Origin of the sequence: Bacillus sp. ISL-57 (assembly GCF_018613135.1) — a bacterium.
Taxonomy (GTDB): Bacteria; Bacillota; Bacilli; order Bacillales; family DSM-1321; genus Peribacillus; species Peribacillus frigoritolerans.
The window spans coordinates 50,629-72,212 of the sequence record NZ_JAGGQV010000007.1; the positions used below are offsets into that span (position 1 = coordinate 50,629).

A 21,584-nucleotide genomic window follows, 5' to 3' on the forward strand; every position below is an offset into this window, starting at 1 on the left:
ATTAATTCCTCTATTAATTTTTTCAATAATTTTTTGCACAAGAAAAGGCGGAGTTATTTTAATTCCTTGACTAAGAATTCCTTATGATAATGGGATAACTCAAGCAATTCAAAGCTTTTATTATTTATTAAATTAGTAAGGATGTTTACTTCATCCCAAGCTGAATCATAAAGAGATTTATCAATAATTCCATTTAAAAAAGCCTCTTCAAGCTCATCAGCATCTTTTTGAATTACTTCTCCAGAAGGTAACAAAATAATATCTAAATATAAATCATCGAAAAAGGGAATATCATTTTCTAATCCATTACCAAGGCAAACATCAATATACCATTGCACTATACCCCCATTATTATCAAACATTGTTGTTACTGAATGCTTTTTTTCTATGGGAAATTGTTGAAGCCACATATAACCATCATCAACAATACATATATTTTTTTCCTCATACCGAACGGATAATGGTTCAGTAACTTTAATTGTATGTAATAAAGTTATATAGCCCTTAAATTCTTTAGTATCAAGAAACGCTTGTGCATATTTTCTATCCAAGACTCGTTTCCATTCTGAACGGTTTCCATATTTTCTCTTTAGCATCTTCATCCCCCAAACTGAAAATTTTATACCTAATTATAACATTCTAATTTACATAAATTGTCATAAAATGGGTGGTTTCTTAATGAACTATCCTGCCCCGATAGTTCCATAAGAAAAAGCTGCCTTAAAGACGGCTCGATCTTCAGCTAACGCACCCGCTAGTTGAATAAGAAATGATATAATATTCTAAAATTTAAAATTAGGAGTTGTAATATTTATGGATTTTTATATTGTTGATGTATTCGCAGAAGAAAAATATCAAGGTAACCAATTAGCTGTACTTATTCCCTCGAGAACAATATCTACTGAAGAAATGCAAAAGATTGCAAGAGAGATTAACTTTAATGAAACAACATTTATTTTATCTGGCAAACAAGACAACGGAGGATACGATGTTCGAATATTTACTCCTGATGTTGAGGTTCCTTTTGCTGGTCATCCAACATTAGGAACCGCATTTATCATTCAGAAAGTTTTAAAAAACAATGAAAGTAAACAAATAACTCTTAACCTTAAAGTAGGACAAATACCTGTAAATATTGAAGGTGAACAATTAATAATGAAGCAAAACCCACCCGAATTAGGAACGATTATTCCTGATCAAGATATTTTCACCGAAATATTACAGATACCAAATGAAGATATTGATTCCCGTTTTCCAATTCAAATTGTATCAACTGGATTACCAGCAGTAATTGTTCCTCTTTGTTCATTGGATGCTGTAAATCGTTGCAAGATCAATCATAATAATTATCAAAATTTCATTGATAACGTTATAAAAGCAAATATCCTTGTCTTTTCTCCTGAAACCAAACTAAAAGAAAATGATTTAAACGTAAGAGTATTTTTAGATGACACAGGATTCCCTGAAGATCCTGCGACTGGAAGTGCAAACGGAAATCTTGCTGGATACCTTATCGCACATAACTTTTTTGAAAGTAAAAATATAGCGTACAGAGTTGAACAAGGATTCCAAATGGGAAGACCATCTATTTTAAATATACAAGCTGAAAATTCCCAAAATTCCATTCAAATCCTTGTAGGTGGTAAAGTATTTTTAATCGCAAAAGGAGAATGGTATTAACAAGAAAGTCCAAATTCGGGCTTTTTTTAGATTAATATTTTATAATTTTATTAATAAACTTGCGATTCCCTTCAATAAAAAGCACTCACTATTTATTAAAGATTTCTGCCCCATTAGTTGCATAAAGAAAAAGCTGCCTTAAAGACAGCTCCGATCTTCAGCTAACGCACCCGTTAGTTTAAGTACAATTCTTCACAAATACCTATCATCTATAAGATTTAACTAACTTTATATCTTTTATTTGTTCAATATGCCTTTGCTCGTGTATGTACAGTAATTCAATCCATTGTTCTAAAGATAATTCACTAAATGCAGGATGTTTCGCTGCTTTTTTAGATAGAATAGACTTATCATCGATTGCACGAAGAACATTTAATAAATTTTGCCTTGATTTCGTTAATAAATTCAACATATTTTCAACATCAAAAGGCTCTTCAGTTGGTTTAGCAATTTCAGGTGATTCAAATTTTTTGGTTCTATCAGAAACCAACTGTATAGGTTTATGGGCGACACTCTCATAGTCTTTATCCTTTAACCCATTTTCTATAGACTTAGAAAACAAACTTTCTGACAAATATAAATGATGGCAAATTTGAGAGATACTCCACTTATCCAGAGCAGGTTTGGCATTTAATTGTTCATAATTCAATGCTTTAACTTCCTCGACTAACTGATTGGTTGATTCTAGCAATAAATCAAAAAGATTCATTTTATCTCTCCTTAAAATTCGTAGCATTGTTTAATATAAAAGTCATCCTACTTTAATTTTAACACTTGCTATTAGTAGTTGGTACTAAAAATTGATTGTTCTTTCACTAAACTGCCCCGTTAGTTGCATAAAGAAAAAGCTGCCTTAAAGACAGCTCCGATCTTCAGCTAACGCACCCATTAGTTGAATAAATTTTTTACCTTAAAAATGTTTTGTATATAAATAAAGAGGGTATAGAGTTGGTTAGTTAGACAGTTATTTATTTGGGGGAATACTAATGGCAACTCTTTTAAATAATTTAACAAAATCGTTAATCGAGACCCGTCAGCGATATGCAATGCTTAAAGATAATGGCATTGATTCAATGAGTACCATTTATCCTGCTATCCCTTGGAATGCCGAATTATATTATCACCTTTTAGCGACCTTACCTAAAGAGATTGATCGTCTGGAACAAAGGATTATGAAAATAGAAAGCAACTTTAAAGCCTGCAAGTGATGGTGGGCTTTTATCTTTGGCTGTTACGATAATGTTGAAAACTTGTTATAAAAGAACCCATTTTGAACTGCACTGATTTTGAGCTAACGCATCCGTTAGTTCATTAAGAATAGGTTTTCGTTGTCAGTCCTCTGTAATCTGAAACCATCTGAAGGAATTTTTCTTTCTCTTCTAAATACGGAACGTGATTACTTTTTTCAAAAATATAAAGTTTGGAATTTTTTAAACCTGCACTTATTTCTTCAGAAAAAACAAGAGGACATTGTGCATCGTGTCTTCCACAATAAACAATGGTCGGGATAGTAACCTGATACAGTTCAGTTTGAATGTCGTAGTTTGGCAGGTCATTAAAGGAATAATAATCTAGCCTTTTTTGTACAACTTTCCCACTACTCGGTTTTTTAAAATATTCATCCCATCTTTCTTTGTTATATAAAGACATATTAGTCCATTCTCTGTTAGCATCCCTTCGCTCTTCAGTGGTAGAGTCAGGAGATTTTAATACAGCAAAGATCTTTTTCAGTTTTTTATTTAGTGGACTACGAGGACTATAAATACTGCCTTCGTGTTCCATATATTTTTTAGTAGCAGTTGCTCCTCCAACTAATAGTTTTGTCAGAGATTTAGGAAACAATGTTGCATAAATTAAACCAAGCATTCCTCCAGTTGAATGCCCTGCAAAGCACCATTTATTATAATTTAAAGCTTCTCTAATAGCCTCTAAATCCTTAGAGGTTTCTTTCATACTTAATTCCTCTTCTATACCGGCTTTGCAAGAGTTTCCTGCTTCTTTTAAGTTTATTAGATAAACTTTTAATTGATCTACAAAGGTGTCGGCGAAATAATAACCTAATTCATTAAACTCACTATATAAATGGGTAATACACACTGGTTCTCCTTTTCCTTGGGTAAAGATCTCAAACTTTCCACGAGATGTACTTATAAACATTCTCTCCCACATAACGGTCCCCCTAAAAACAAAAATGTATATTATTGTAAATTCAACTTTTTTAGAGAAAATCCTTCCAAGTTACTGTTGAACTATACTGCCCCTTTAGTTCCATAAGAAAAGGAGCTGCTGATCAGCTCCTAGAAATGAAAAGCACCCATTAATTTAATAAAATAAACCTACGAACTAATTTGTAATAAACATAAAAAATTGAATAAGCCAATAAATAACTAACTCCAGTCCAAATGATATTCCACTCATTTCTATATACTATTTTATCTAGATACACTAGTATGTACTCTCCAAAAGTTGTCACTAAAGTAAAAATTAAAAATGTAATAAGAATAGGCATTATTTTATAATGTATAACGCAAATAAATAAACAACCAAGTACAGGATAAAGACCTAAATCATACGGAATTCCAGTTAAAGATGATTCTTGAAATACTATATCCATCTTCCAAAAGTAGTTAAAACCAATTTCATTTAATAAAATACTTATTGCTACACCAATTGGATAAAAAATTATAAATAGCTTTGTCTGATTTCTAACCAAATAAGCACCTAAAAGCCAAGGAAAAATAAACCCAACGATAATGTGAAAAAGCATATTTAACCTTCCTTTTTTAGAATCGCATTATATCTATTCTGCCCCGTTAGTTGTATAAAGAAAAAAACTGCCTTAAAGATAGCTCGGATTTCCGGCTAACGCACCGGTTAGTTCTATAAAATAATGTAATTTATTACATTTTTATTACATTATCTTCATCCCATATACGTTCCAAGATCAGTTCATTATTAATAAAGCTTATTTGAAAAATGTCAGGATTACTAAGGTTTTTCCAACATTCGAAATCGAAGTCACTATTATAATTCTTTAAAAGTAAGGATATTATATTTCCGTGACTGACGATTACTGTGTTTTCAGTACCACTTTCAATGGCTTCTTCTACAACATTTACAATTCGGTTCATTGCTTCTTGACTTGACTCTCCACCTTCAAATTTTAATTCCATATCATTAAATGTTGCTTTTAATTTTCCATACCAATCAGGTAAGTCCGTTTTGCTTAGGGTGCGTTCTGAGAGGCGTTCATCAATCTCTATTTTAATTTTTGTTTTCTCACTTAATGGTTCTACTGATTGAATAGCACGCAAAAAAGGACTCGATATTATTCGGTCAATTTTTGCATTATTGAAGAAATCAACTAAGTATTTCGCTTGTTTTAAACCTTTTTCTGTTAATGGAGATTCCGAAGGTTGCCCCTGTGCTTCGCAATGTCTGACAATGAAAATCTTCTTTAACATAAGCCCCTCCCACCTCTATTGGTCGCTTGGTTTACTTGCTTCTTCTGATATATAAACTTCCCAGGTAACTATGGTAGTGCTATCCCTAACATTGTTTTCTTGAATTTCTTGCAGCAATAATTTAATACCTTCGTCGTTTTGACAATTAGCAAACACCTTAAATATTTCACTTGGATTAATAAAAGGGGCATTTGAACATTCTATTAAACCATCAGTAGTCAAAAAAATATGATTTAACCCTTTTCTTAGCTCTCTTGTCCCACTGGTATAACAAGGCACTTTGTTATCAAATGTGTTGACCTGTCCTACCCATTCATAGAATTGTCTTTGATTGAGTTGATATTGTCCAAGTGCAACTAAATCTTGATGAAATAAATAAAGAATACAGTCTCCTACCGAAAACCACCAAAGATACTTATGTTTTCGTACTACGATTAAACAGGAGGTTTCACCTTTTACTTTACGACAAATAGAAAGAAATTTATCACTTTGAAAAAGGTTTAATACCTTCTCTTCTAGGTTTTTAAACATTTGATGATTTGTAGTAGGAAAGGATAATAGGTTTTCTATATCCGTTTTATTCTGTTTAAAAAGTTCAATTACTATCTCAGCACTCTCGGCAGTATAGTGTGCATCTAATATAATTACGAATTCCCAGTCCTCATTTTTATTTGACCAGATTAAGCACCCATCTTCGTTCTTATTTTGACCTGCTTCCGAGTTTCCTCCATATCGTCCAACTATAATTTGGTTAAGCCTTTGAATATCTGGATTATCAATAAAATCTTCCTGACTTCCAACCCAACTAAATTCTTCACCCTTATAAGTCCCTGAAGTTTGTGTATCTTCAGTGTAGTTATTACAAAAACAACCTTCCACAATAACTATCCCCTTTTCCAAGATATAGATAAAATTATAAAATAAATATAACTTAATTTGTTTATTAATCTACCTATTGTTAATAAATATCCAAATGAATACTTTTTGATTAGATAATGACTCTCTTAATGAACTAACCTGCCCCGATAGTTCCATAAGAAAAGAGCTGCCTTAAAGACAGCTCCGATCTTCAGCTAACGCACCTGTTAGTTCATTAAGGATTATTTCCTTTTCAGAATAAACCTTGGTGGAGGACCATCTGACTGTTCTGCTTCAAAGTAGGCGAGTTTTCCAGGGATACACGAAATTATTGAGGGAAATCCTTCACCGACTGACACCTCTAAAGCCGAAGTTAAAGACATATGCTTTCCATCGATAGAATCTTTCCAAGACATTGCGTAACAATCATTACCAGCACCTTGTTTTTTCAATAGATTTTCTATTTCTTCTGGGTCAGAATTAGGCTTTGGTACCTCAATCATAAATTCCTCCCTGAGTGTAGTTAAGTAATTATGATTTAATCTACCTATTGCATCCATTCGTTTTTTTGCCGATAAAAGTTCGAACAAAACTCTTTGTTGGATTCTTTTATTAAAAAAAGATTTAACAATTATGTCTTCAAGTTCTTTATCCATTTCAACCCCTCCCACAACTTAATTTTACCAAAATACCAAATATTTAAGGAATTTTCGTTCAACTAACCTGCCCCGTTAGTTGCATAAGAACCTCCTATGGCTGCACTCCTTGAAAAAGCTACCTTAAAGACAGCTCCGACCTTTAGCTAAAGCACCGGTTAGTTCAATACATATTCCATTCAATAATGGGCAAGGTAACTGTAACTAAAACAAGGAGGTAGTTATGGTAAAGAAAACGATACTTGCTATATGTACATTATTTCTTTTGAACATAGTCGTACCAACTCTAGATGCAAAAGCTTTAACCTTTGGTGAATTGCCAACCAAACAAACATCGAAACAATGGTCAGTTCAAGTGGGCGAAGCTGAACAAGATAAGGGAGTAGCAAAGCCCGAAAAGGGAAAATTTCATACTTACTCTTTAAAGGTTGATAACATTGGTAAGGATGTATTGTCTGCGGAAATTCATATGTTTAGAAATGAACCTAATTCTACAACGAAGTTTGCACTTTTTGGTTGTCCTCCTGAACATCCTTGTAGAGAAATAGATACTAATGAACAGACGATTTCTTTAGCAAAACAATTGAATGATGGGTATCCTTATAAATTTAGCAATTTCCTTTTGGCTGAAAATGCAACGGAATTGGAAGTGGAAATCATTTGGACTCAAAAAGGTAGCGAAGGCAGACCATTAAAAGAAACATTTACATTCACTGCTGAATAATAAAACAAAGACCGATATAATCGGTCTTTTTGTTAACTAAGCACCCCCGTTAGCTAAACAAGAAGTTATAGATATTGTACTTTTTCCAAAAAATATTGAACTTCTTTTTGTGATTTTAAGATAATAACTTCCTTTTCTTTAGACAACTGATCAAGTCTCTCTAAAATTTTAGGTCTTTTCGTCTTGGGATACTCCCATATCCATTTAAAAAACTCAAAGGAAAACCTCTCTTCGCAACCTTCTCCCATATCTGGTCTTGTTTTATTTCGATATTGAAGCATTCTTTTAAATGCACGATAGACGCAAATTGTTCTCGGAATATCAAGAAAGATTATTGTATCGGCTGCATTAAGTCTTATCTCCATTGTCCCTCCATAGTTCCCATCAATAATCCATTCTTCTTCTTTAACTAATTCCTTTTGAACTTTTCTTTGTTCCTCTCTTGGAACACCTATCCAATTAGGTTTCCAGAGTAATGCATCAAGATGATAAACATTTCTTTTTGACCTTTCGCCTAACTGCTTTGCCAAAGTGGATTTTCCAGAACCCCCCGAACCAATAATTACAATTTTTTTCATCAGATATCTCCCCTATTCCACAAAAAGGGTAATAATTCTTCTTAAGCAATCCTGTCCCGTTAGTTTATTAAGGAACTTTATTTCATTTCAGGCTTAATCCTTTGTTCAAATTCCACTTTGGTAATGCCCCAAACGTCATATTCTTCCCCGAATTTTTCTCTAACGTCCATAGCCATTAAATCGGAAATTACGTTGTAATCATCATTTATATCTTCGCTAAGAACTCCTTTTACTGTGTTCCACTTAATAAAATTATCACCATAAGGGCAAATAATGTAAAAATACCGGGTTTCAAACTTTGTTATCATTGTTTCCTCCAGGATGAATTTTGGTTTCAAATCCGAGATTAAACGACAGTAAATTCGCAGGTTAAATAGTTGCCATAACAAAAAGAAAAGTAAATGTGTAAATTGTGACTATCCAAATTTAGCGATAAAATAATCCTTTCTATATAGCCATTATTAAAAGGCCAGATTTATGCCAGTTTACTTTATTACCCCATCTACCCTGCCCCATTATTGAAATAAAATTGACTGCCTGGATGCTAGCTCCATTCTTTTATTCTTGTACTGGTTAGCTTGTAATGCCTGATTTTCTTTCAACTATCATTATCCCCCCACCTTATTGCTTCAATATATTTGTCAGCTTGGATTTCATCATCAAATGGTCCAAGGATATCATATTTTTGCCGGTTACCGTGGAAATTGGTTGAGTGTGTTAATCTTGCTGCGGCTCTTGCATTTTCTAAAGATCTTCTTGTTATTATGCCTAATACCTCAAAGAATCCGTTGTCTGTTGTGTATATAACAAATACTTTCATTTTATTAAGACCGTTTTGATACTGTTTAATTAAATCCTGTGGAATTACATCTAGAGTTCTTTTTACACCTATGTTGAAGATAATTAATTTCAAAGCATTAAGTAGTTTTTCATCGTCATAAAGAAGTGTACCTTGCCTCGGCATTTCCCATTTTTCGGGTAAGTAATATTCTACAAGTTCACTTTCTATTTCTTGTCCTTCTAGTCTCAACTCTAGTGCAGGTGAATTCTTATTGTATTCGTACTCTTTTTGATAAATTTCCCTCAGCTGATCGGTTGAGTAAGATAGCTGCTCAATTTTATCTTTATCCTCTTCTAATTTCTTTTTCAAATATTCCTCAAAATCGGACATAATCAATCTCCTTTCGAAGTAACCCATCTTTTTCAAGGGTAACATTTCAAAACCAATAAATGCTAAGGTTGGAGGAATTTTTTAAGATTATCTTGTATGTCCGAATCCGAAATATTATAACTTTTTCAATTGTTTCACTAATTGCTACCTTTCCCGATTAACGCCTCTAAAAAACACCTCCTACGGTTCAGGAGGTGTCTTTTTAAATTCGTTATACTGTGGTTTCTTATTTCCCACTCATAATCGGGATTAAATTCTTGCGGCTCCATTTCTGCTTCTATATATGTAACGGGTTCATTTGACAACGTGACAGTTATTTCAGTTTTTTCTTTATTTAATTTTAGCTTTAGAAATGAAGTCTTGTTTGTTTTTTGCTAGATTTTATACCGGTTGTTTTGATCTAGAAGATTCTAACCCCCTCTTACTCCAAAACAAGATTATTGAAATTCCATATCTTCTTAGCTATACCCGCAAGGTAAACACTCCTAATATTTATTTCTTCAAAGGTCCACTTGTCTTCTTGGCAGATTTCTTTGGTTAACATAATTATTGATTGCTCATATTTTTTTTTCTTTTCAAGAAAGGGATAATTAGAAGCAGTAATATTTAATTCACTTCCAAGCAGCGTAAGGTTCCCAATTCTATTAACAAACATCGAATATTCAGAAGCTCTTGACCCGAGTTCTTTTTGCCACGTATTTTCAATGACTTTATTACTTTTCCTTACTAATTCTCTTGGCATAATATGTTCGATATGAACGTCACTCCGGCCACTTATCGTTTTTTCTCTTGTGTTGTTTGTTATAGCATTTTCTATCATTTCTAAAATATATTTCGTTTGTGCAGACCTTGTAAAATCTCGATTCTGGAAATTTAAGTAAAATTCAGTATCCGATGGGGTTCTCCTCTTTAGATAATCAACAATATAAGAAACTGGCCTTTCTTTATTAAACGATTCAAAAGCCAAATGATTATAAATTCTATCTATGTCTCGCGTTGAAATATTACATATACTTCTTCGCAACGTAAAAACTTCGATAGACTTCAAAATCGATATCATTTGTTCCTTATTAAGGTTCCCGGATAGGCATTTAATTAGAAGTGGATAGCTCGTAGTAGCTTCTATACGAACTATAGTATTTAGCAGATCATCAACCTCCTTTATGCCTAATATTCCATTATACAGCTTTAAATACATTTCAGATTTTAACCATATATCCTCAACTAAACTCAATAAATTATCAGTTGAATCAATCAACTTTTGATATTTCGAATACAGTTTAGGTATTGGGACTACACCATATTCAATAGAGAACAAATAATGTCTAAAGAAACGAACCTTATCGTGTCGGACCGACTCAATATCCTCAATATTTTCAATAATACTATCCCATATTTCAATGCATTCTTCCAACATTGATTCGTTGGCTGAAAATTTACTTAGTAAATAATTCTTAATCAAATCAACGGACGAAAGGGATAATCCACGGTTATTTAGAGTTTCAAAAAGCCTAAACGCGTCATAATATGAGTCAGTAACCATTAATACAAGATCCAATGACCCCAATAACTTCGTATAAATGTGCTGCCATTGCAGTTTACTGTCTTGCAACTTTTCTATAAAGAAATTATGTGCTTGAATAATTTTTTCATTTTTCATTTCTTCCTTATTAATACTTTTTTCAACTAATTTTTTGAATAATTTGTTATCCTTCCTTCCTAATATTAGCTTTGCTTCAATTTCATCTATTGTAGAACTTTTTAAAAAGTAATTATTTATGTAGGCCGCACGATCCTTATCAATTTTTTCTGCTAAATCACGAATTGCAGTTAAAAGTATTAAAATTGTTGTAATTCGTTGTTGTCCGTCTACAACCTCAAAATAGCCAAAACCTTTTTGCCGTTCTTGGCTTATGGTAATGATAAAACCCAGAAAATGTGTTTTGTCACCTTCTAGTCTGATTAAATCCTCCCATAGATCATTCCATTGATCTTTACCCCAATTGTAGGGCCTTTGATATAAAGGTATTCTAAAGACTTCATTAACACTCCCTAATAACTTTCCAATACTGAGTCTTTTTGTATCTATTGACATTTTCTCACCTCCACGATCACTTTCTAATGACCATTATATTCATATTAGAATATTTTTAAACATAAATTATTCTATTTGGAATAATACGCTTTTTTCAATCACTTTTTTGCTATGATATCTCCACTAAATACAATTTAATAAAGAATATAAAAAGGAAAAATGAGGTTTGATAATGATGAATTTGGGTGAAAAATTACGGGCTTTAAGATTAGAAAATGGTATATCTACCACCCAACTTGAACATCTGTCAGGAATAAGTCAGTCAAACATTAGTAAAATTGAACGAAATGTTCAGTCTCCATCTGTTGATACTCTTCTGAAAATTACTGAAGCATTAGGAACTTCTCTTATCGATTTATTTGATATCAGTGAAGATTTGCCTACCGATTTAGTGAACCTGGTTAATACAGCAAAAAAATTAACTCCTCAGCAAAGGAAAAAAGTTACTGAAATGATTCAATCATTTTTAAATTAGTGTTAACGCGTTATTTATATTGTTTAGACCAACAAAAAGAGACTATCGTATAGTCTCTTTTTGTTGGTTATTTATGCTTTTTGCTTTGTTAATAATATATAGATGGTTTATTCTCATCTCATTCATAAATATCAGATTTATAGGGGAGATTAACCATTTTTAATTTCCTGTTTACATTACTAAATATCTCTATCCAGTATAATATCTAATGTATCTAATGTATAATCATCTTCAAAATTATCTTCTCTAGGGTCTGGATAATCGTCATCTGGTTCAGGCTCTATATACCATTTCACTACGTCTTCCATTTCGTCATTTAATCTATCTATTATAAACTCAAACGTATATTCTTTAATTTCATCATTATTAGGACCAAATATTAAAGACATTATTTCTTCTATTAGCAGTTCTGTTATCTGGTTTTTAAGTACTTCTAAAGCTTCCTCATACTCTTCATTGGTACCATTATAATATGCAATTGCAACATCTTTACAATCCTCTGCTTCTATATAATCTAGCAAATCTAAATCATATACGTGGTTTTCTATCATACTTCTGTATGAATCAATTAAATCTTCAAAAATAGGTTCTTCAGTGTATTCTTTTGAATCTAGTATTTCCAATATTGCAGTTACATTTTTTAAATTTAAGTTTGTAATAAAGTTTCTTCTAAAAGAATAGTCTTCTAAAAGTTCTTTTATATTATAAAAATCAAATATCTCGGTATCCTTAAGTAACTTCGAAATAATTCCCGCCTTACTAAGCTTTGTACCAAAGAAATCTTGTAAATTATTAATTTTTAATAATCCTTCACTTATATATTTCCTATAATCTAAATTCCGTATTCTGTTATTTATTAAAGCAAAAATTATATAAACAGGAATTTTATCATTTATGCTTTTCTTTTCTAAGATAGTACCTCGCTCTAACATTAAGTTTACTTCTTTTTCAAAGGCATTTCCTAAAACCTTTTCTATTTGCTCAATATAAACAGATGCTTTAATAATATTATTTACTTCTAATTGATTCGAAAGAATAGAATGCTTCATATAATCATTTATAGATGGATTCAATACTCCCGTAACCATTCCTTTTCCATCATCTACTACCTTAACTAATGATGAAGTTAACCTTTTTTTACATTCTTCAAATTTATTGGTTGTATTATCAATATTACCTTCCATTTGAAGTCTATTTATAAAACATTCTTCTAGTAAGTCTATACTTACTAATGTATCTGTTAGAGAAAATAAAGTATGCATCCAAACTCTATCTCCGACACCTAATCCCTGACTAAATTCCTCTTCCCAAACTTCCTGAGGGTTCTTCAAAGTCTCTATAATAAAATTATAATACTTCTCTGCTTCAACTTTTGAATACCGTCTTTGATGCGTAACATATTCAATAATCCTAGGATTATAGTTAGGATGTTTTACGATTGTTATATAATTTTTATTTTTTCTTACCGAGGCATAATAATCGTTTGGGATTTCATTTTTTAATAAATGATTATAGAAAATTTTAGCTTTTTCAGTTGGAGTTATAGCATTCATATTGATAGTTTTAATTTTCACTTTATCGTCTTCAAGATATTCTCTTAGTTTTCTAGATACCACTTGTGCTTCATTTAAAACCGTTACCCTACTATTCAAAATAAGTATCTTATTCTCACATAAATTAATATAGTTCATAAGACTAATTAGTTCTGAATCCTGCCATTGTTTTAATTTTAAATAGTATTGTCCAAAACAATCATCTAATAAAATGACTTCTTTTAGTTCTCTGTTATCTTGTAAGCTTCTTTTTAAATCGCTTATTTCACCATTAGTTGTATACCTTATTTGATATCCTTGCTTTACGAAATAAAATGTAAGCATTTTAGAAGTTACTGATTTTCCAACACCAGGATCGCCACTAATCAAAATCTTCCTACTTTTCTCAAGTATTTCTATACAACTATTGAAAAGCTTTGTTTGTACGAAGTATTTGAAATCTTTCTCTAAATTATCTAAAAGTACCTCACCATCAATGAATACATCCCTATTGATAACTTGCGTTAATACTTTATCTGCTACTAACCAAAGTTTAAAGTTTTTCCTCAAGATATCCTGATTACTTTCCTTGCTAAGAAATTCATCTAATTCATTTTTAGTAAATATATATTTATCGCTATCCATATAATCATTAAATATTTGTCGTATTTCTTTGATATTGTCTACTGTTAGATCTTTAGAGACACAAACATAATATTCATTTGGTCTCGGTTTCATTTCTTTTAACTTTTCAAGCTCTTTCTCTAATGAAGTTTTTAAGCTACTAAAAGTACTCTTACTATAATGTTTAACTTGTACAACAACTTTTTTTTCTGTCGGGCTTTCCGTTAAATCAACTCCGCCGTCTCTACCTGGGCTAAAGTGCCTTAAGTCTATACCTAATTCTCTACTTAAAATATCTGAACAAAGGATCTCAAATTCATTTGCACTTAAATTCGTATAGTCGTACACTCTCTCACTTCCTTCTATTTTATCCTCGTCTTAAAATACCTTTATGTATGATTCAATTAAAATGAACTTCTCTAAACGTTGCTTTTCCGTTAAGTTCCATATAATAATTAAATCCCATTTGGCATAAGTTAATCATTGTAGCAAGGTAGTATTTGAAATACCCCGAGTCGCCTCTATAATAGGTTCTAACAGATTTATTTACATATAAAAATATAATCCCCTTTGATACCCAAGTGAACAGGTGATAATATGGAAGTTTTTACAAATCTATTCGCACATCACCCGTTAGTTGAACAATAAAATAACCTAATGCTTTAAAGGTCTTTTTAAAATTTTTTATTTTTTTTTGAAAAATGGGCTTTTTGTTAAACGTCGAAAATCTTTTCTTTTGACCGGTGCTATTGTTGGTTTTCTTTTTGTTGGTTCTGAATTTTGTGTAGTTTGTTGGTTTTGATCGTTATTTTTCTGTACTCTTGACATCAGGCACCTCTTTTAAATTAATTTTTGGGGTCTTTGTTATTTCTACTTTCTGTGTATTCGCATCATCGCCGAAGAAACTTGGGATGTAACAGCCTACCGATATTAAAGTTGTAATAAGTGAGGCAATGATAAAATTGTGAGCTAGATTTAAACTTTCTCTTCGCTTATCATTTACATTCCAATTATGATTGGAGATTCTTGAATATTCTTCACAAAGAAATGCTTTGAAATCGTTCTCTACATCTGGATTCGGCTGATTATTCTCATATGTTTCATATTCTTTATACACACGTTCCCATTCACTAGGTTGTTGGAAAATTTCATATACTTCTCCCTTAAAATGTCGCATTAAAAGAACAATAATTATGACATCTAAAATTAGAGAGATAAAACCGAAGTTAATAAGCTCATAGTACCAGAATGGGTATTTTTCTAAATCGTTAATATTCTTGAAGCAAAAAAAGATACCAGTGAACAACAAAGGAACAATGGTCATAATGATGGTAAAACGATTGTTTAACGATTCCTTTAATTCTTGTTGTTTGTCGTATTGTTCCTTAAAGAACTCATACTTAAAATCCATCAGGCTCCTCTTTTCCCATTTTTATCTATTAAACTATACTATTTTAACTCATTCCATAAAAAAAAAGGGGGGTTATTACAAACATAAAAGTTTTTTTGTAGAATTTAGAATAAAGGAGGCTTAAGATATGGATCAACTCTCTTTAAATATAGACTATGTTAAAATATCTTAACGATCCATTGTTTTACTTCTAAAACTTTCATCTCGATATCAGACCACCTAGCATCTTTCCCTCTTTCTCATTTTTCAATGTTTTCAATATCCTCTTTTATTTGACTATAATCCCAATAGTTTTGACTAAGCACTCTTCCATTTGCTCCAACACTAACAGCAACTATTCTTGGTTCAACATAAAGATCTATTGGAAACTCCCAGAGAATATCTAAATATTGTCTATCATCCTTACTCTCTGTTAGAGTTATGTATGTTGATAACCTTATTGCATATGTATCGGGCGGAACAATTGCTTGAACACTTTCCGATTCAATTCCTGATTTATCTTCCGTCGTAATAATTTCATATCCTGGTTGCTCTTCTTCGTTATAACGGCCCCATTTATCATCAATCAAATGAATATCAAGGAATACTTCCGAATCTGAGTCTTTTGCCCAAAACATACCATTATGAATCCACTTACTTATCTCTTCATTAAAATCATCAATACCTAGCTTAATATCTAACATACCGGTATTTCCAAACATATCCATCCTTATAGTCCTACTTGATGTTTTTAACTGATTAACATCTTCACATTTAAGTTTAATTTGTTTCTCTAAAGTTTTGTGTGCACTTCCCCAGGTTATATATTGAATACCTGTTAATGTTGTTTTAAAACCTTGTATGGGAACATTTAAATCTAACGCAATCTTTAAATTTTCCCGAACAAGTTGCATTCTCTTTAATTTTATATTGTCTACTAGGAGAAGCAAACTCTGAAAATCGTTGTTAGTTTTTATATCAAGAATTTCTTTAGTCTCTTTTAACATTCCAATATCCGTTAAATTGTTAAGTCGTCCCAGTATATTATGAAAGAAAATTAATACCATAACGCCTCCAACATATCCAATAACAATAATAAGTGCACCCATTACTAAATAATTCACGATTGCAAAAGGTATAAATGACGTCCAAACAATTAAAACATAAATAATAGTTTTTTGAGAGCCCTTTATAATTTTATTTATAAAATCTTCATCATCATTAGCAGATATTTTCGAGTATTGCCATAATAAATTAGTCATTTCATTGGATAGAGTAATAGGGTTACTTTTTTCAAATGATAATTTTATGATTTCCCAATATAATTCTCTACATTTTTGAATTTTATGTTGACTATTTATTGAAATAAAAATAGCTATTAAACCTATAAGGGCCAAAACTCCACCTGAAATTCCAAATATAATTGTAACTATATCCCCAATATCAGACTTTGATATTGAAAAATATTTAATTATTTCATTCCCTTCAATTTTAATATCCCATATATTTATAATAAAAGACAAAAGAACCAAAATAATTGAGATTGTAAAAAACAATATTGTTAACGTTAGTAATGACTTTTTTCTTTTCAAGCGAGCACCGACCCCTTACTGAATTTATAGTTATTAATTCACAGGAATATAATACCATAATAAACTTTAAAAATATCTTCAATTATTTAATATTAATCGCTTCTAAAATCATTTCCCCGGTAACTGTAAACTGGCAGCTGAAAATCTTATAAAATGATGATGTAGATAATATAAGGAAGTAGAGGGATTGAAAGGAAAATACAATTCAGGAACTAGCAGAAATGATTTATCATCATAAGACCAAAAAATACTTTGATGAGGTACTGAACTCATTTGAGAATGAAAATTACAGGTCTTCAGTTGTAACCACTGGTGCCTACTATAACCAAACCTATATTCAAACCCATAGGTTAACAAAAGATGACGTAGCTTTTTTTAACCATTTAGCAAAAGAAAAAGGAATAGTAAACGAATTTTATGATTTGATGATTAGCCATTATTACCATACCGGTTCATATAATGGAGCAGATATGAAGAATTTAATAAAGAACAATTCGAAACCTTATTAAGTGAAACAAACTATAATCTACAATGTTATGATGGAAAATATGGGAGTAGGAATAAGATCTTACTAGAAGTCGCTAAGAAAGTAATGCCTGACATAGATTTAGAAGGAACCTATACAAACAATATTTTAAATAGTTGGCCTTGTATTAAATATTACTGTTGATTTTTAATCAAAAAAAAGACCGAAAAAAATTTGGTCTTTTTATTTTTCTTAACAGAACCTAATAGTTAAATAACATAGCAGCAGATCTTTTTGTATGTATTTACTTTTCCATATATCCCCTACTTAAAGTTGTCAAAATGATTTGCAACCCATTTAGTGCTACTTTCAGCAATATATTCTTCTGCTTGAATTAGTCTTTGAACCAGTTCTTTTTTAGATAATTTCATATAGTTCCTTTGTAAAATTTTCCGATTACGATTTGGCTTTATTTTATGAAATTCAATATTCTTAACAGCGACAGACCGGTTGGATATATTACTTTTACTATTGTTTTTTTGTTTATAAGTCTTGCTATGTTGCTTGTAATATTCATATAACTCTTCATTTGTACGGATAGTGTTATGGTGAATCCCTTTACCTTCTGAATCTATTTCTTTTGATTGTTCTACTATTGTTGTAAACGTAATAGGGCTGCCTTTTTTAATCAATAAATCAATTGCTTGTTTCCCTATCTCTACCGAACGATTACGACGCTTCTGATGACTTTCTTTTAGCCCGGCACTTTCATTTATTGAAGTGAATGCTTGGCTCATAATTTTGTTCCTCCCTATAATTTTCAATTAGTTCTATTTCTTTTAATTCATTGCGTGCGTGTTTACGCATCACTTTTGCTTTTTTAACATCAATCGTTAAACCCATTGCACTATATCGCTTCTCCATATCTCTCGATAACTCAATGACTTCTAATAACTCGTGTTTCTTTTCAGGGTCTGGAATCTTAGCTTGGCAACCTAAACACGCCATTTTAATTGGACAAACGTGATTTGTAACACACGTTCCTCCTATAACATTATTGAAAACACCAACTTTTTCTTTATATTCTTCTAACTCTTTTTCAAGTTCTTCTGGAGCTCGCAATACAGCTTCATCAAGATCTATATAATCAGATATAATATCGTGTAAATCACTCATTGATTGAGAAACCTGGCTTGGTGTAGGCTCTGAATAATAGCTGGTTATTTTTAAATCGCGTTGGTGTAAGAACTTTGCTACAATGTCTACCGGTATCTTTTGTCGTTGAACAGCTTCGGTAGCAAAAGCGTGACGTAATAAGTGCGTCTTTACTACAACAGATTTACCTTCTTGTGTATCAAATCCTAGTCCGTGTAATAAAAAACGAAGACTTGTCGAAATCCCATCGTTTCCAAGTGCTTTACTGTGATACTGAAAAAAATAGGGTTTAGGTTTAGGGAATAGATGTTTTCGATTACCACGATATAAAACACTTGGTATTTTTTCAGTACCATAATGAGTTCTTAACATCAGCCCAACCCGTTGAATTAGTTTCATTGTTTGTTCACTGATATAAAAAGCTTCTACTTGGTCGCGGCCTTTTGGAACTACATAAAATGAAAAACGTAATTTGTTATCAACTTTAACTGTACGGATACATTCATTCGAGTTATTAATTTGTAATAATTCATTTAGTCTCGCACCTGTGGTCGTGCAAATATCTAGTACTAATAAACCGAATGTTCCCGCTACATATAAAGGTTCTACATCGAGCAATACTCCGTCGACTTTGTCTTTATTACTAGAAACAAAAGTGCTTGGTGTGAGTATTCCTTTATGTGTAGAGGAAAAAGGTACAGTATTTTTATTTGAATTTTCTTCACCATAGCCCCACGAATTAAGCAGTTTCTGTTTTTGTTTTATTTCATCATCACTGGTGTTTTGAGGCCATTGTCCAACAACACCATTTTTAAAAAGTTCAATGAACCAAAGCCCCTCTGCTTCCTCATCTTCATCCAATTTTTCAGCTTTAATAAACTCCACGAAGTAATGATTGTTTTCGTCTGAATAAGCTCCTGTACGATTGATTGCTGCTTTTATAGAAGTCTTAAATTGGTCTTGGTGATTTAATACAAATGAAGGCTTGTCCCACAGACGAAAATAATAGCGTTCACCGACACGTTCGGGTTCATCGTAAGCGAAATCTAATGGCAGCACTACATTTTGTGATTTTACTCGTTCACACGCTTTTAAATAGGATTTCCGTAGTCGCTCTATTTGTCCCAATCGAAAATACCCTTCACTTCGAATTTCAGAGAGCAAAGGTACGATAACGTCTGTTTCACTCTTACGAGTTCTTCGAGCTTGATCTTTAGCTGATTTAGTAAAAGAGAATTCTTTTGGAGCGTAAGAAGGCATTGGAAAAATAAATTGCTGAAAGTATTCTTGTTGTTCTTTAAGTACTTTACTAGCAATCCAATTATTTGTTGTATAAGAACAACGTCTATAGTCATTAAAAAATATCGACCTCATACTATCTGAATGATCTTTAAAAATAGATTCTTTAAAGTATTGGTACAAATGCGTTTCCGTATCGAATTCTTCCATTTCTGTTAAATGAAAGTATTCAAACAAATGGCTCAATCGTCGGTTAATAGTAGTGACGATGCGATAAATATACCTAACATCTGAATTTTTTTCTCTATAAACCAACATTAGAAGAAATAAATGATCGTTCCAAGGTTTGTCTACAGCATTATTAATAAAGTATTTCAGATACATTTCATTCATTTTATCCAAAATAAAGGAATCTCTTGTATCACGAAAATGCAGAAGTTGTTTATCAACATTACCCAATAATTTCTCATAAAAAGGTGATTGTGGTTTAGGGGATGATACGGTCAGTGGTCTCACTCCAATCCATCTAATAACGCTTGTATTTCAGGATCCATTTCAATATCCTCGATATTATTCAAAACTGTTAAATTTTTTAATCGTTTATTTTTCTTTTGCTCTGCATATTCACTTTCTGACTTTTTCATATTTTTCAACATTTCATCGTGTGCTTTACGATGCTTTTCTTCATCAAAAAAATGTTCGTAAACCTTTATCGTATCTGCATTTTTCCACTTCATATACTTAATAAGTTCATTTGTCTTTTGTTTAGTGTCAGCCTCTGTCTTGGAAGTATTATAGATTTCTCGTATCCTTGTAGTAACAAACCAGTGTCTTGTTTTATGCGGATTTAACTTCATTTCACATACTTTAATAGCCTTGTCCCAGTGGTAATACCAAGCTTCATAGGAGAAAGGTGTTCCAAGTTCGGTTAAGAATATTGGAGCTTCATCCGGTAACGCATCAAAAGTACGTTGTAACTCGTCATACTGCACTCGTTCTTTATTGATATATTGCATCAGTAATTTAACAGTATCTTTTCCAAATCGTAGAAATTTCACTCTTTTGCCGTGACTTCCTTTATTGAATGTGCTCACCTCTTGAAAATCTTTTCGTGAGCGATAATCACCAATGGTTAACTCAATAACTTCTGTAACTCTCGATCCTGTTTCAAAGAGCATACGAGCTATAATAACTTCCCTTAACGACCAGTTAACCTTTTTACCTGCTTGATACACCTGAGAAGGGAGGTAAGGATCATCAATAATTTCAGGCTGCCATTCTTCATTTATTAGCTTAAAATATGAATCAGTCAGCCTTCTATGTGGTATTGCATCTTCTGTTCCTGCTTCAGCCGGCATACGTGGTTTATCCTTTCTTACACCTACGGTTTGACTTTTATAATCATCTAAAATTGCATAAGAATCTAATAAGGGGTTCGTATAATTGTACTGTTTTAGCCGAATAAGTGATTTGTAGAATGATTTTATGGCTGATAGAAAAAGGTTAACGGTATTAGGACTTTTGCTAGTACGATTTACAAACCGAAAGTTGTCCTTTTCACGAACTTTACATCCCATCTCAACCATAAGATAATCTTCAACAGCTACTCGTATGACTTCGGGCGGTTCATTCCACTGAACCCGGTTTCCCTGATATGTACTAAAATGGTCTAACCAACTAAAGAAGGAAAGAAGGCGATTCAAATAGGAAAGAGCCGAACTTTTATCAATTCTTCCTATACAATCGTGGTAATGATCTGTTAAAGGTAAAAAGGGCTCATCTTCACAATTAAAAACTAATAATTCATAACGGCTTTCAGTCTCTTCAGGACAGTAGTGATAATAATATTTCGTGACCAAAACATCACCTACCTATACTTCATTTC

Annotated in this window: 23 protein-coding genes; 5 read left to right on the forward strand and 18 right to left on the reverse strand. The window is 31.9% G+C overall.

The window, feature by feature from the left end; all coding sequences use genetic code 11:
- Nucleotides 1-53: 53 nt before the first annotated feature.
- Nucleotides 54-596, reverse strand: coding sequence for a ribonuclease FAU-1 family protein (locus tag J7I90_RS11560; protein ID WP_214771719.1), 543 nt, complete (start codon nucleotides 594-596; stop codon nucleotides 54-56).
- A 217-nt stretch (nucleotides 597-813) separates the two neighbouring features.
- Here J7I90_RS11560 and J7I90_RS11565 point away from each other — a divergent pair, with 217 nt between their 5' ends.
- Entirely contained in the window at nucleotides 814-1,680 is an 867-nt protein-coding gene (locus tag J7I90_RS11565; RefSeq protein ID WP_214771722.1) for a PhzF family phenazine biosynthesis protein, read from the forward strand.
- A 205-nt stretch (nucleotides 1,681-1,885) separates the two neighbouring features.
- On the opposite strand, the gene J7I90_RS11570 is transcribed toward J7I90_RS11565, so the two are convergent.
- Entirely contained in the window at nucleotides 1,886-2,389 is a 504-nt protein-coding gene (locus J7I90_RS11570; RefSeq protein ID WP_214771725.1) for a DinB family protein, read from the reverse strand.
- A gap of 277 nt (nucleotides 2,390-2,666) precedes the next feature.
- On the opposite strand from J7I90_RS11570, the gene J7I90_RS11575 reads away from it, so the two are divergent.
- Entirely contained in the window at nucleotides 2,667-2,888 is a 222-nt protein-coding gene (locus J7I90_RS11575; RefSeq protein WP_214771728.1) for a hypothetical protein, read from the forward strand.
- 103 nt (nucleotides 2,889-2,991) lie between these two features.
- Here the strand turns inward: J7I90_RS11575 and J7I90_RS11580 are convergent, their stop codons facing one another.
- From J7I90_RS11580 to J7I90_RS11600, 5 genes are all read right to left on the reverse strand, one after another.
- A complete protein-coding gene (locus tag J7I90_RS11580; RefSeq protein ID WP_214771730.1) occupies nucleotides 2,992-3,849 on the reverse strand; it encodes an alpha/beta fold hydrolase in 858 nt (285 codons plus the stop codon).
- Between the two features lie 148 nt (nucleotides 3,850-3,997).
- Nucleotides 3,998-4,447 carry a hypothetical protein gene (locus J7I90_RS11585; protein ID WP_214771733.1) on the reverse strand — a complete coding sequence of 150 codons (450 nt, stop codon included), beginning with the start codon at nucleotides 4,445-4,447 and terminating at the stop codon, nucleotides 3,998-4,000.
- A gap of 133 nt (nucleotides 4,448-4,580) precedes the next feature.
- Entirely contained in the window at nucleotides 4,581-5,144 is a 564-nt protein-coding gene (locus J7I90_RS11590) for a histidine phosphatase family protein (protein ID WP_214771735.1), read from the reverse strand.
- A 15-nt stretch (nucleotides 5,145-5,159) separates the two neighbouring features.
- Complete coding sequence (locus J7I90_RS11595) at nucleotides 5,160-5,924, reverse strand: PP2C family serine/threonine-protein phosphatase (RefSeq protein WP_311381005.1); 765 nt, start codon at nucleotides 5,922-5,924, stop codon at nucleotides 5,160-5,162.
- 320 nt (nucleotides 5,925-6,244) lie between these two features.
- A complete protein-coding gene (locus J7I90_RS11600; protein ID WP_214771738.1) occupies nucleotides 6,245-6,658 on the reverse strand; it encodes a hypothetical protein in 414 nt (137 codons plus the stop codon).
- 223 nt (nucleotides 6,659-6,881) lie between these two features.
- Between J7I90_RS11600 and J7I90_RS11605 the strand changes: the two genes are divergently transcribed.
- A complete protein-coding gene (locus J7I90_RS11605; protein ID WP_214771741.1) occupies nucleotides 6,882-7,382 on the forward strand; it encodes a hypothetical protein in 501 nt (166 codons plus the stop codon).
- A 65-nt stretch (nucleotides 7,383-7,447) separates the two neighbouring features.
- Here the strand turns inward: J7I90_RS11605 and J7I90_RS11610 are convergent, their stop codons facing one another.
- From J7I90_RS11610 to J7I90_RS11625, 4 genes are all read right to left on the reverse strand, one after another.
- Entirely contained in the window at nucleotides 7,448-7,960 is a 513-nt protein-coding gene (locus J7I90_RS11610; protein ID WP_214771743.1) for a DNA topology modulation protein, read from the reverse strand.
- A 77-nt stretch (nucleotides 7,961-8,037) separates the two neighbouring features.
- The gene (locus J7I90_RS11615; protein WP_214771746.1) at nucleotides 8,038-8,268 is read right to left on the reverse strand and encodes a hypothetical protein; all 231 of its coding nucleotides are present in this window, start codon (nucleotides 8,266-8,268) and stop codon (nucleotides 8,038-8,040) included.
- Nucleotides 8,269-8,558: 290 nt separating this feature from the next.
- Complete coding sequence (locus tag J7I90_RS11620; RefSeq protein WP_214771750.1) at nucleotides 8,559-9,131, reverse strand: hypothetical protein; 573 nt, start codon at nucleotides 9,129-9,131, stop codon at nucleotides 8,559-8,561.
- Between the two features lie 421 nt (nucleotides 9,132-9,552).
- Nucleotides 9,553-11,226, reverse strand: coding sequence for a DUF262 domain-containing protein (locus J7I90_RS11625; protein WP_214771753.1), 1,674 nt, complete (start codon nucleotides 11,224-11,226; stop codon nucleotides 9,553-9,555).
- Between the two features lie 172 nt (nucleotides 11,227-11,398).
- Between J7I90_RS11625 and J7I90_RS11630 the strand changes: the two genes are divergently transcribed.
- Nucleotides 11,399-11,701: a helix-turn-helix domain-containing protein gene (locus J7I90_RS11630; RefSeq protein WP_214771756.1), complete on the forward strand. Its 303-nt coding sequence runs from the start codon at nucleotides 11,399-11,401 to the stop codon at nucleotides 11,699-11,701.
- 179 nt (nucleotides 11,702-11,880) lie between these two features.
- On the opposite strand, the gene J7I90_RS11635 is transcribed toward J7I90_RS11630, so the two are convergent.
- From J7I90_RS11635 to J7I90_RS11650, 4 genes are all read right to left on the reverse strand, one after another.
- A complete protein-coding gene (locus tag J7I90_RS11635; protein WP_214771759.1) occupies nucleotides 11,881-14,205 on the reverse strand; it encodes an nSTAND3 domain-containing NTPase in 2,325 nt (774 codons plus the stop codon).
- A gap of 336 nt (nucleotides 14,206-14,541) precedes the next feature.
- Nucleotides 14,542-14,685: a hypothetical protein gene (locus J7I90_RS11640; RefSeq protein ID WP_214771761.1), complete on the reverse strand. Its 144-nt coding sequence runs from the start codon at nucleotides 14,683-14,685 to the stop codon at nucleotides 14,542-14,544.
- A complete protein-coding gene (locus J7I90_RS11645) occupies nucleotides 14,663-15,268 on the reverse strand; it encodes a hypothetical protein (protein ID WP_214771763.1) in 606 nt (201 codons plus the stop codon). The genes J7I90_RS11640 and J7I90_RS11645 overlap by 23 nt, the downstream gene beginning before the upstream one ends.
- A gap of 239 nt (nucleotides 15,269-15,507) precedes the next feature.
- Entirely contained in the window at nucleotides 15,508-16,839 is a 1,332-nt protein-coding gene (locus J7I90_RS11650; protein ID WP_214771765.1) for a hypothetical protein, read from the reverse strand.
- Nucleotides 16,840-17,060: 221 nt separating this feature from the next.
- Here J7I90_RS11650 and J7I90_RS11655 point away from each other — a divergent pair, with 221 nt between their 5' ends.
- Nucleotides 17,061-17,348 (forward strand): hypothetical protein, encoded by a 288-nt coding sequence (locus J7I90_RS11655; RefSeq protein WP_214771767.1) that lies wholly within the window; start codon nucleotides 17,061-17,063, stop codon nucleotides 17,346-17,348.
- Nucleotides 17,349-17,628: 280 nt separating this feature from the next.
- On the opposite strand, the gene J7I90_RS11660 is transcribed toward J7I90_RS11655, so the two are convergent.
- From J7I90_RS11660 to J7I90_RS11670, 3 genes are read right to left on the reverse strand one after another with little or no spacing between them, the layout of a single operon-like run.
- The gene (locus J7I90_RS11660) at nucleotides 17,629-18,102 is read right to left on the reverse strand and encodes a hypothetical protein (protein WP_214771769.1); all 474 of its coding nucleotides are present in this window, start codon (nucleotides 18,100-18,102) and stop codon (nucleotides 17,629-17,631) included.
- On the reverse strand, nucleotides 18,074-20,206 hold the full coding sequence (locus tag J7I90_RS11665; protein WP_251025259.1) for a site-specific integrase: 2,133 nt from the start codon (nucleotides 20,204-20,206) through the stop codon (nucleotides 18,074-18,076). Before J7I90_RS11665 ends, J7I90_RS11660 begins: the two co-directional genes overlap by 29 nt.
- Before the next feature lie 5 nt (nucleotides 20,207-20,211).
- Entirely contained in the window at nucleotides 20,212-21,558 is a 1,347-nt protein-coding gene (locus J7I90_RS11670) for a site-specific integrase (RefSeq protein ID WP_214771776.1), read from the reverse strand.
- Nucleotides 21,559-21,584 lie beyond the last annotated feature (26 nt).

Coding starts and splice junctions, on each gene's coding strand:
- J7I90_RS11590 (WP_214771735.1), bottom strand. CDS start 5,144: ATGTTAAAGAAGATTTTCATTGTCAGACATTGCGAAGCACAGGGGCAA.
- J7I90_RS11605 (WP_214771741.1), top strand. CDS start 6,882: ATGGTAAAGAAAACGATACTTGCTATATGTACATTATTTCTTTTGAAC.
- J7I90_RS11640 (WP_214771761.1), bottom strand. CDS start 14,685: ATGTCAAGAGTACAGAAAAATAACGATCAAAACCAACAAACTACACAA.
- J7I90_RS11655 (WP_214771767.1), top strand. CDS start 17,061: ATGATTTATCATCATAAGACCAAAAAATACTTTGATGAGGTACTGAAC.
- J7I90_RS11580 (WP_214771730.1), bottom strand. CDS start 3,849: ATGTGGGAGAGAATGTTTATAAGTACATCTCGTGGAAAGTTTGAGATC.
- J7I90_RS11625 (WP_214771753.1), bottom strand. CDS start 11,226: ATGTCAATAGATACAAAAAGACTCAGTATTGGAAAGTTATTAGGGAGT.
- J7I90_RS11600 (WP_214771738.1), bottom strand. CDS start 6,658: ATGGATAAAGAACTTGAAGACATAATTGTTAAATCTTTTTTTAATAAA.
- J7I90_RS11615 (WP_214771746.1), bottom strand. CDS start 8,268: ATGATAACAAAGTTTGAAACCCGGTATTTTTACATTATTTGCCCTTAT.
- J7I90_RS11585 (WP_214771733.1), bottom strand. CDS start 4,447: ATGCTTTTTCACATTATCGTTGGGTTTATTTTTCCTTGGCTTTTAGGT.
- J7I90_RS11645 (WP_214771763.1), bottom strand. CDS start 15,268: ATGGATTTTAAGTATGAGTTCTTTAAGGAACAATACGACAAACAACAA.
- J7I90_RS11620 (WP_214771750.1), bottom strand. CDS start 9,131: ATGTCCGATTTTGAGGAATATTTGAAAAAGAAATTAGAAGAGGATAAA.
- J7I90_RS11630 (WP_214771756.1), top strand. CDS start 11,399: ATGATGAATTTGGGTGAAAAATTACGGGCTTTAAGATTAGAAAATGGT.
- J7I90_RS11565 (WP_214771722.1), top strand. CDS start 814: ATGGATTTTTATATTGTTGATGTATTCGCAGAAGAAAAATATCAAGGT.
- J7I90_RS11660 (WP_214771769.1), bottom strand. CDS start 18,102: ATGAGCCAAGCATTCACTTCAATAAATGAAAGTGCCGGGCTAAAAGAA.
- J7I90_RS11570 (WP_214771725.1), bottom strand. CDS start 2,389: ATGAATCTTTTTGATTTATTGCTAGAATCAACCAATCAGTTAGTCGAG.
- J7I90_RS11610 (WP_214771743.1), bottom strand. CDS start 7,960: ATGAAAAAAATTGTAATTATTGGTTCGGGGGGTTCTGGAAAATCCACT.
- J7I90_RS11560 (WP_214771719.1), bottom strand. CDS start 596: ATGCTAAAGAGAAAATATGGAAACCGTTCAGAATGGAAACGAGTCTTG.
- J7I90_RS11575 (WP_214771728.1), top strand. CDS start 2,667: ATGGCAACTCTTTTAAATAATTTAACAAAATCGTTAATCGAGACCCGT.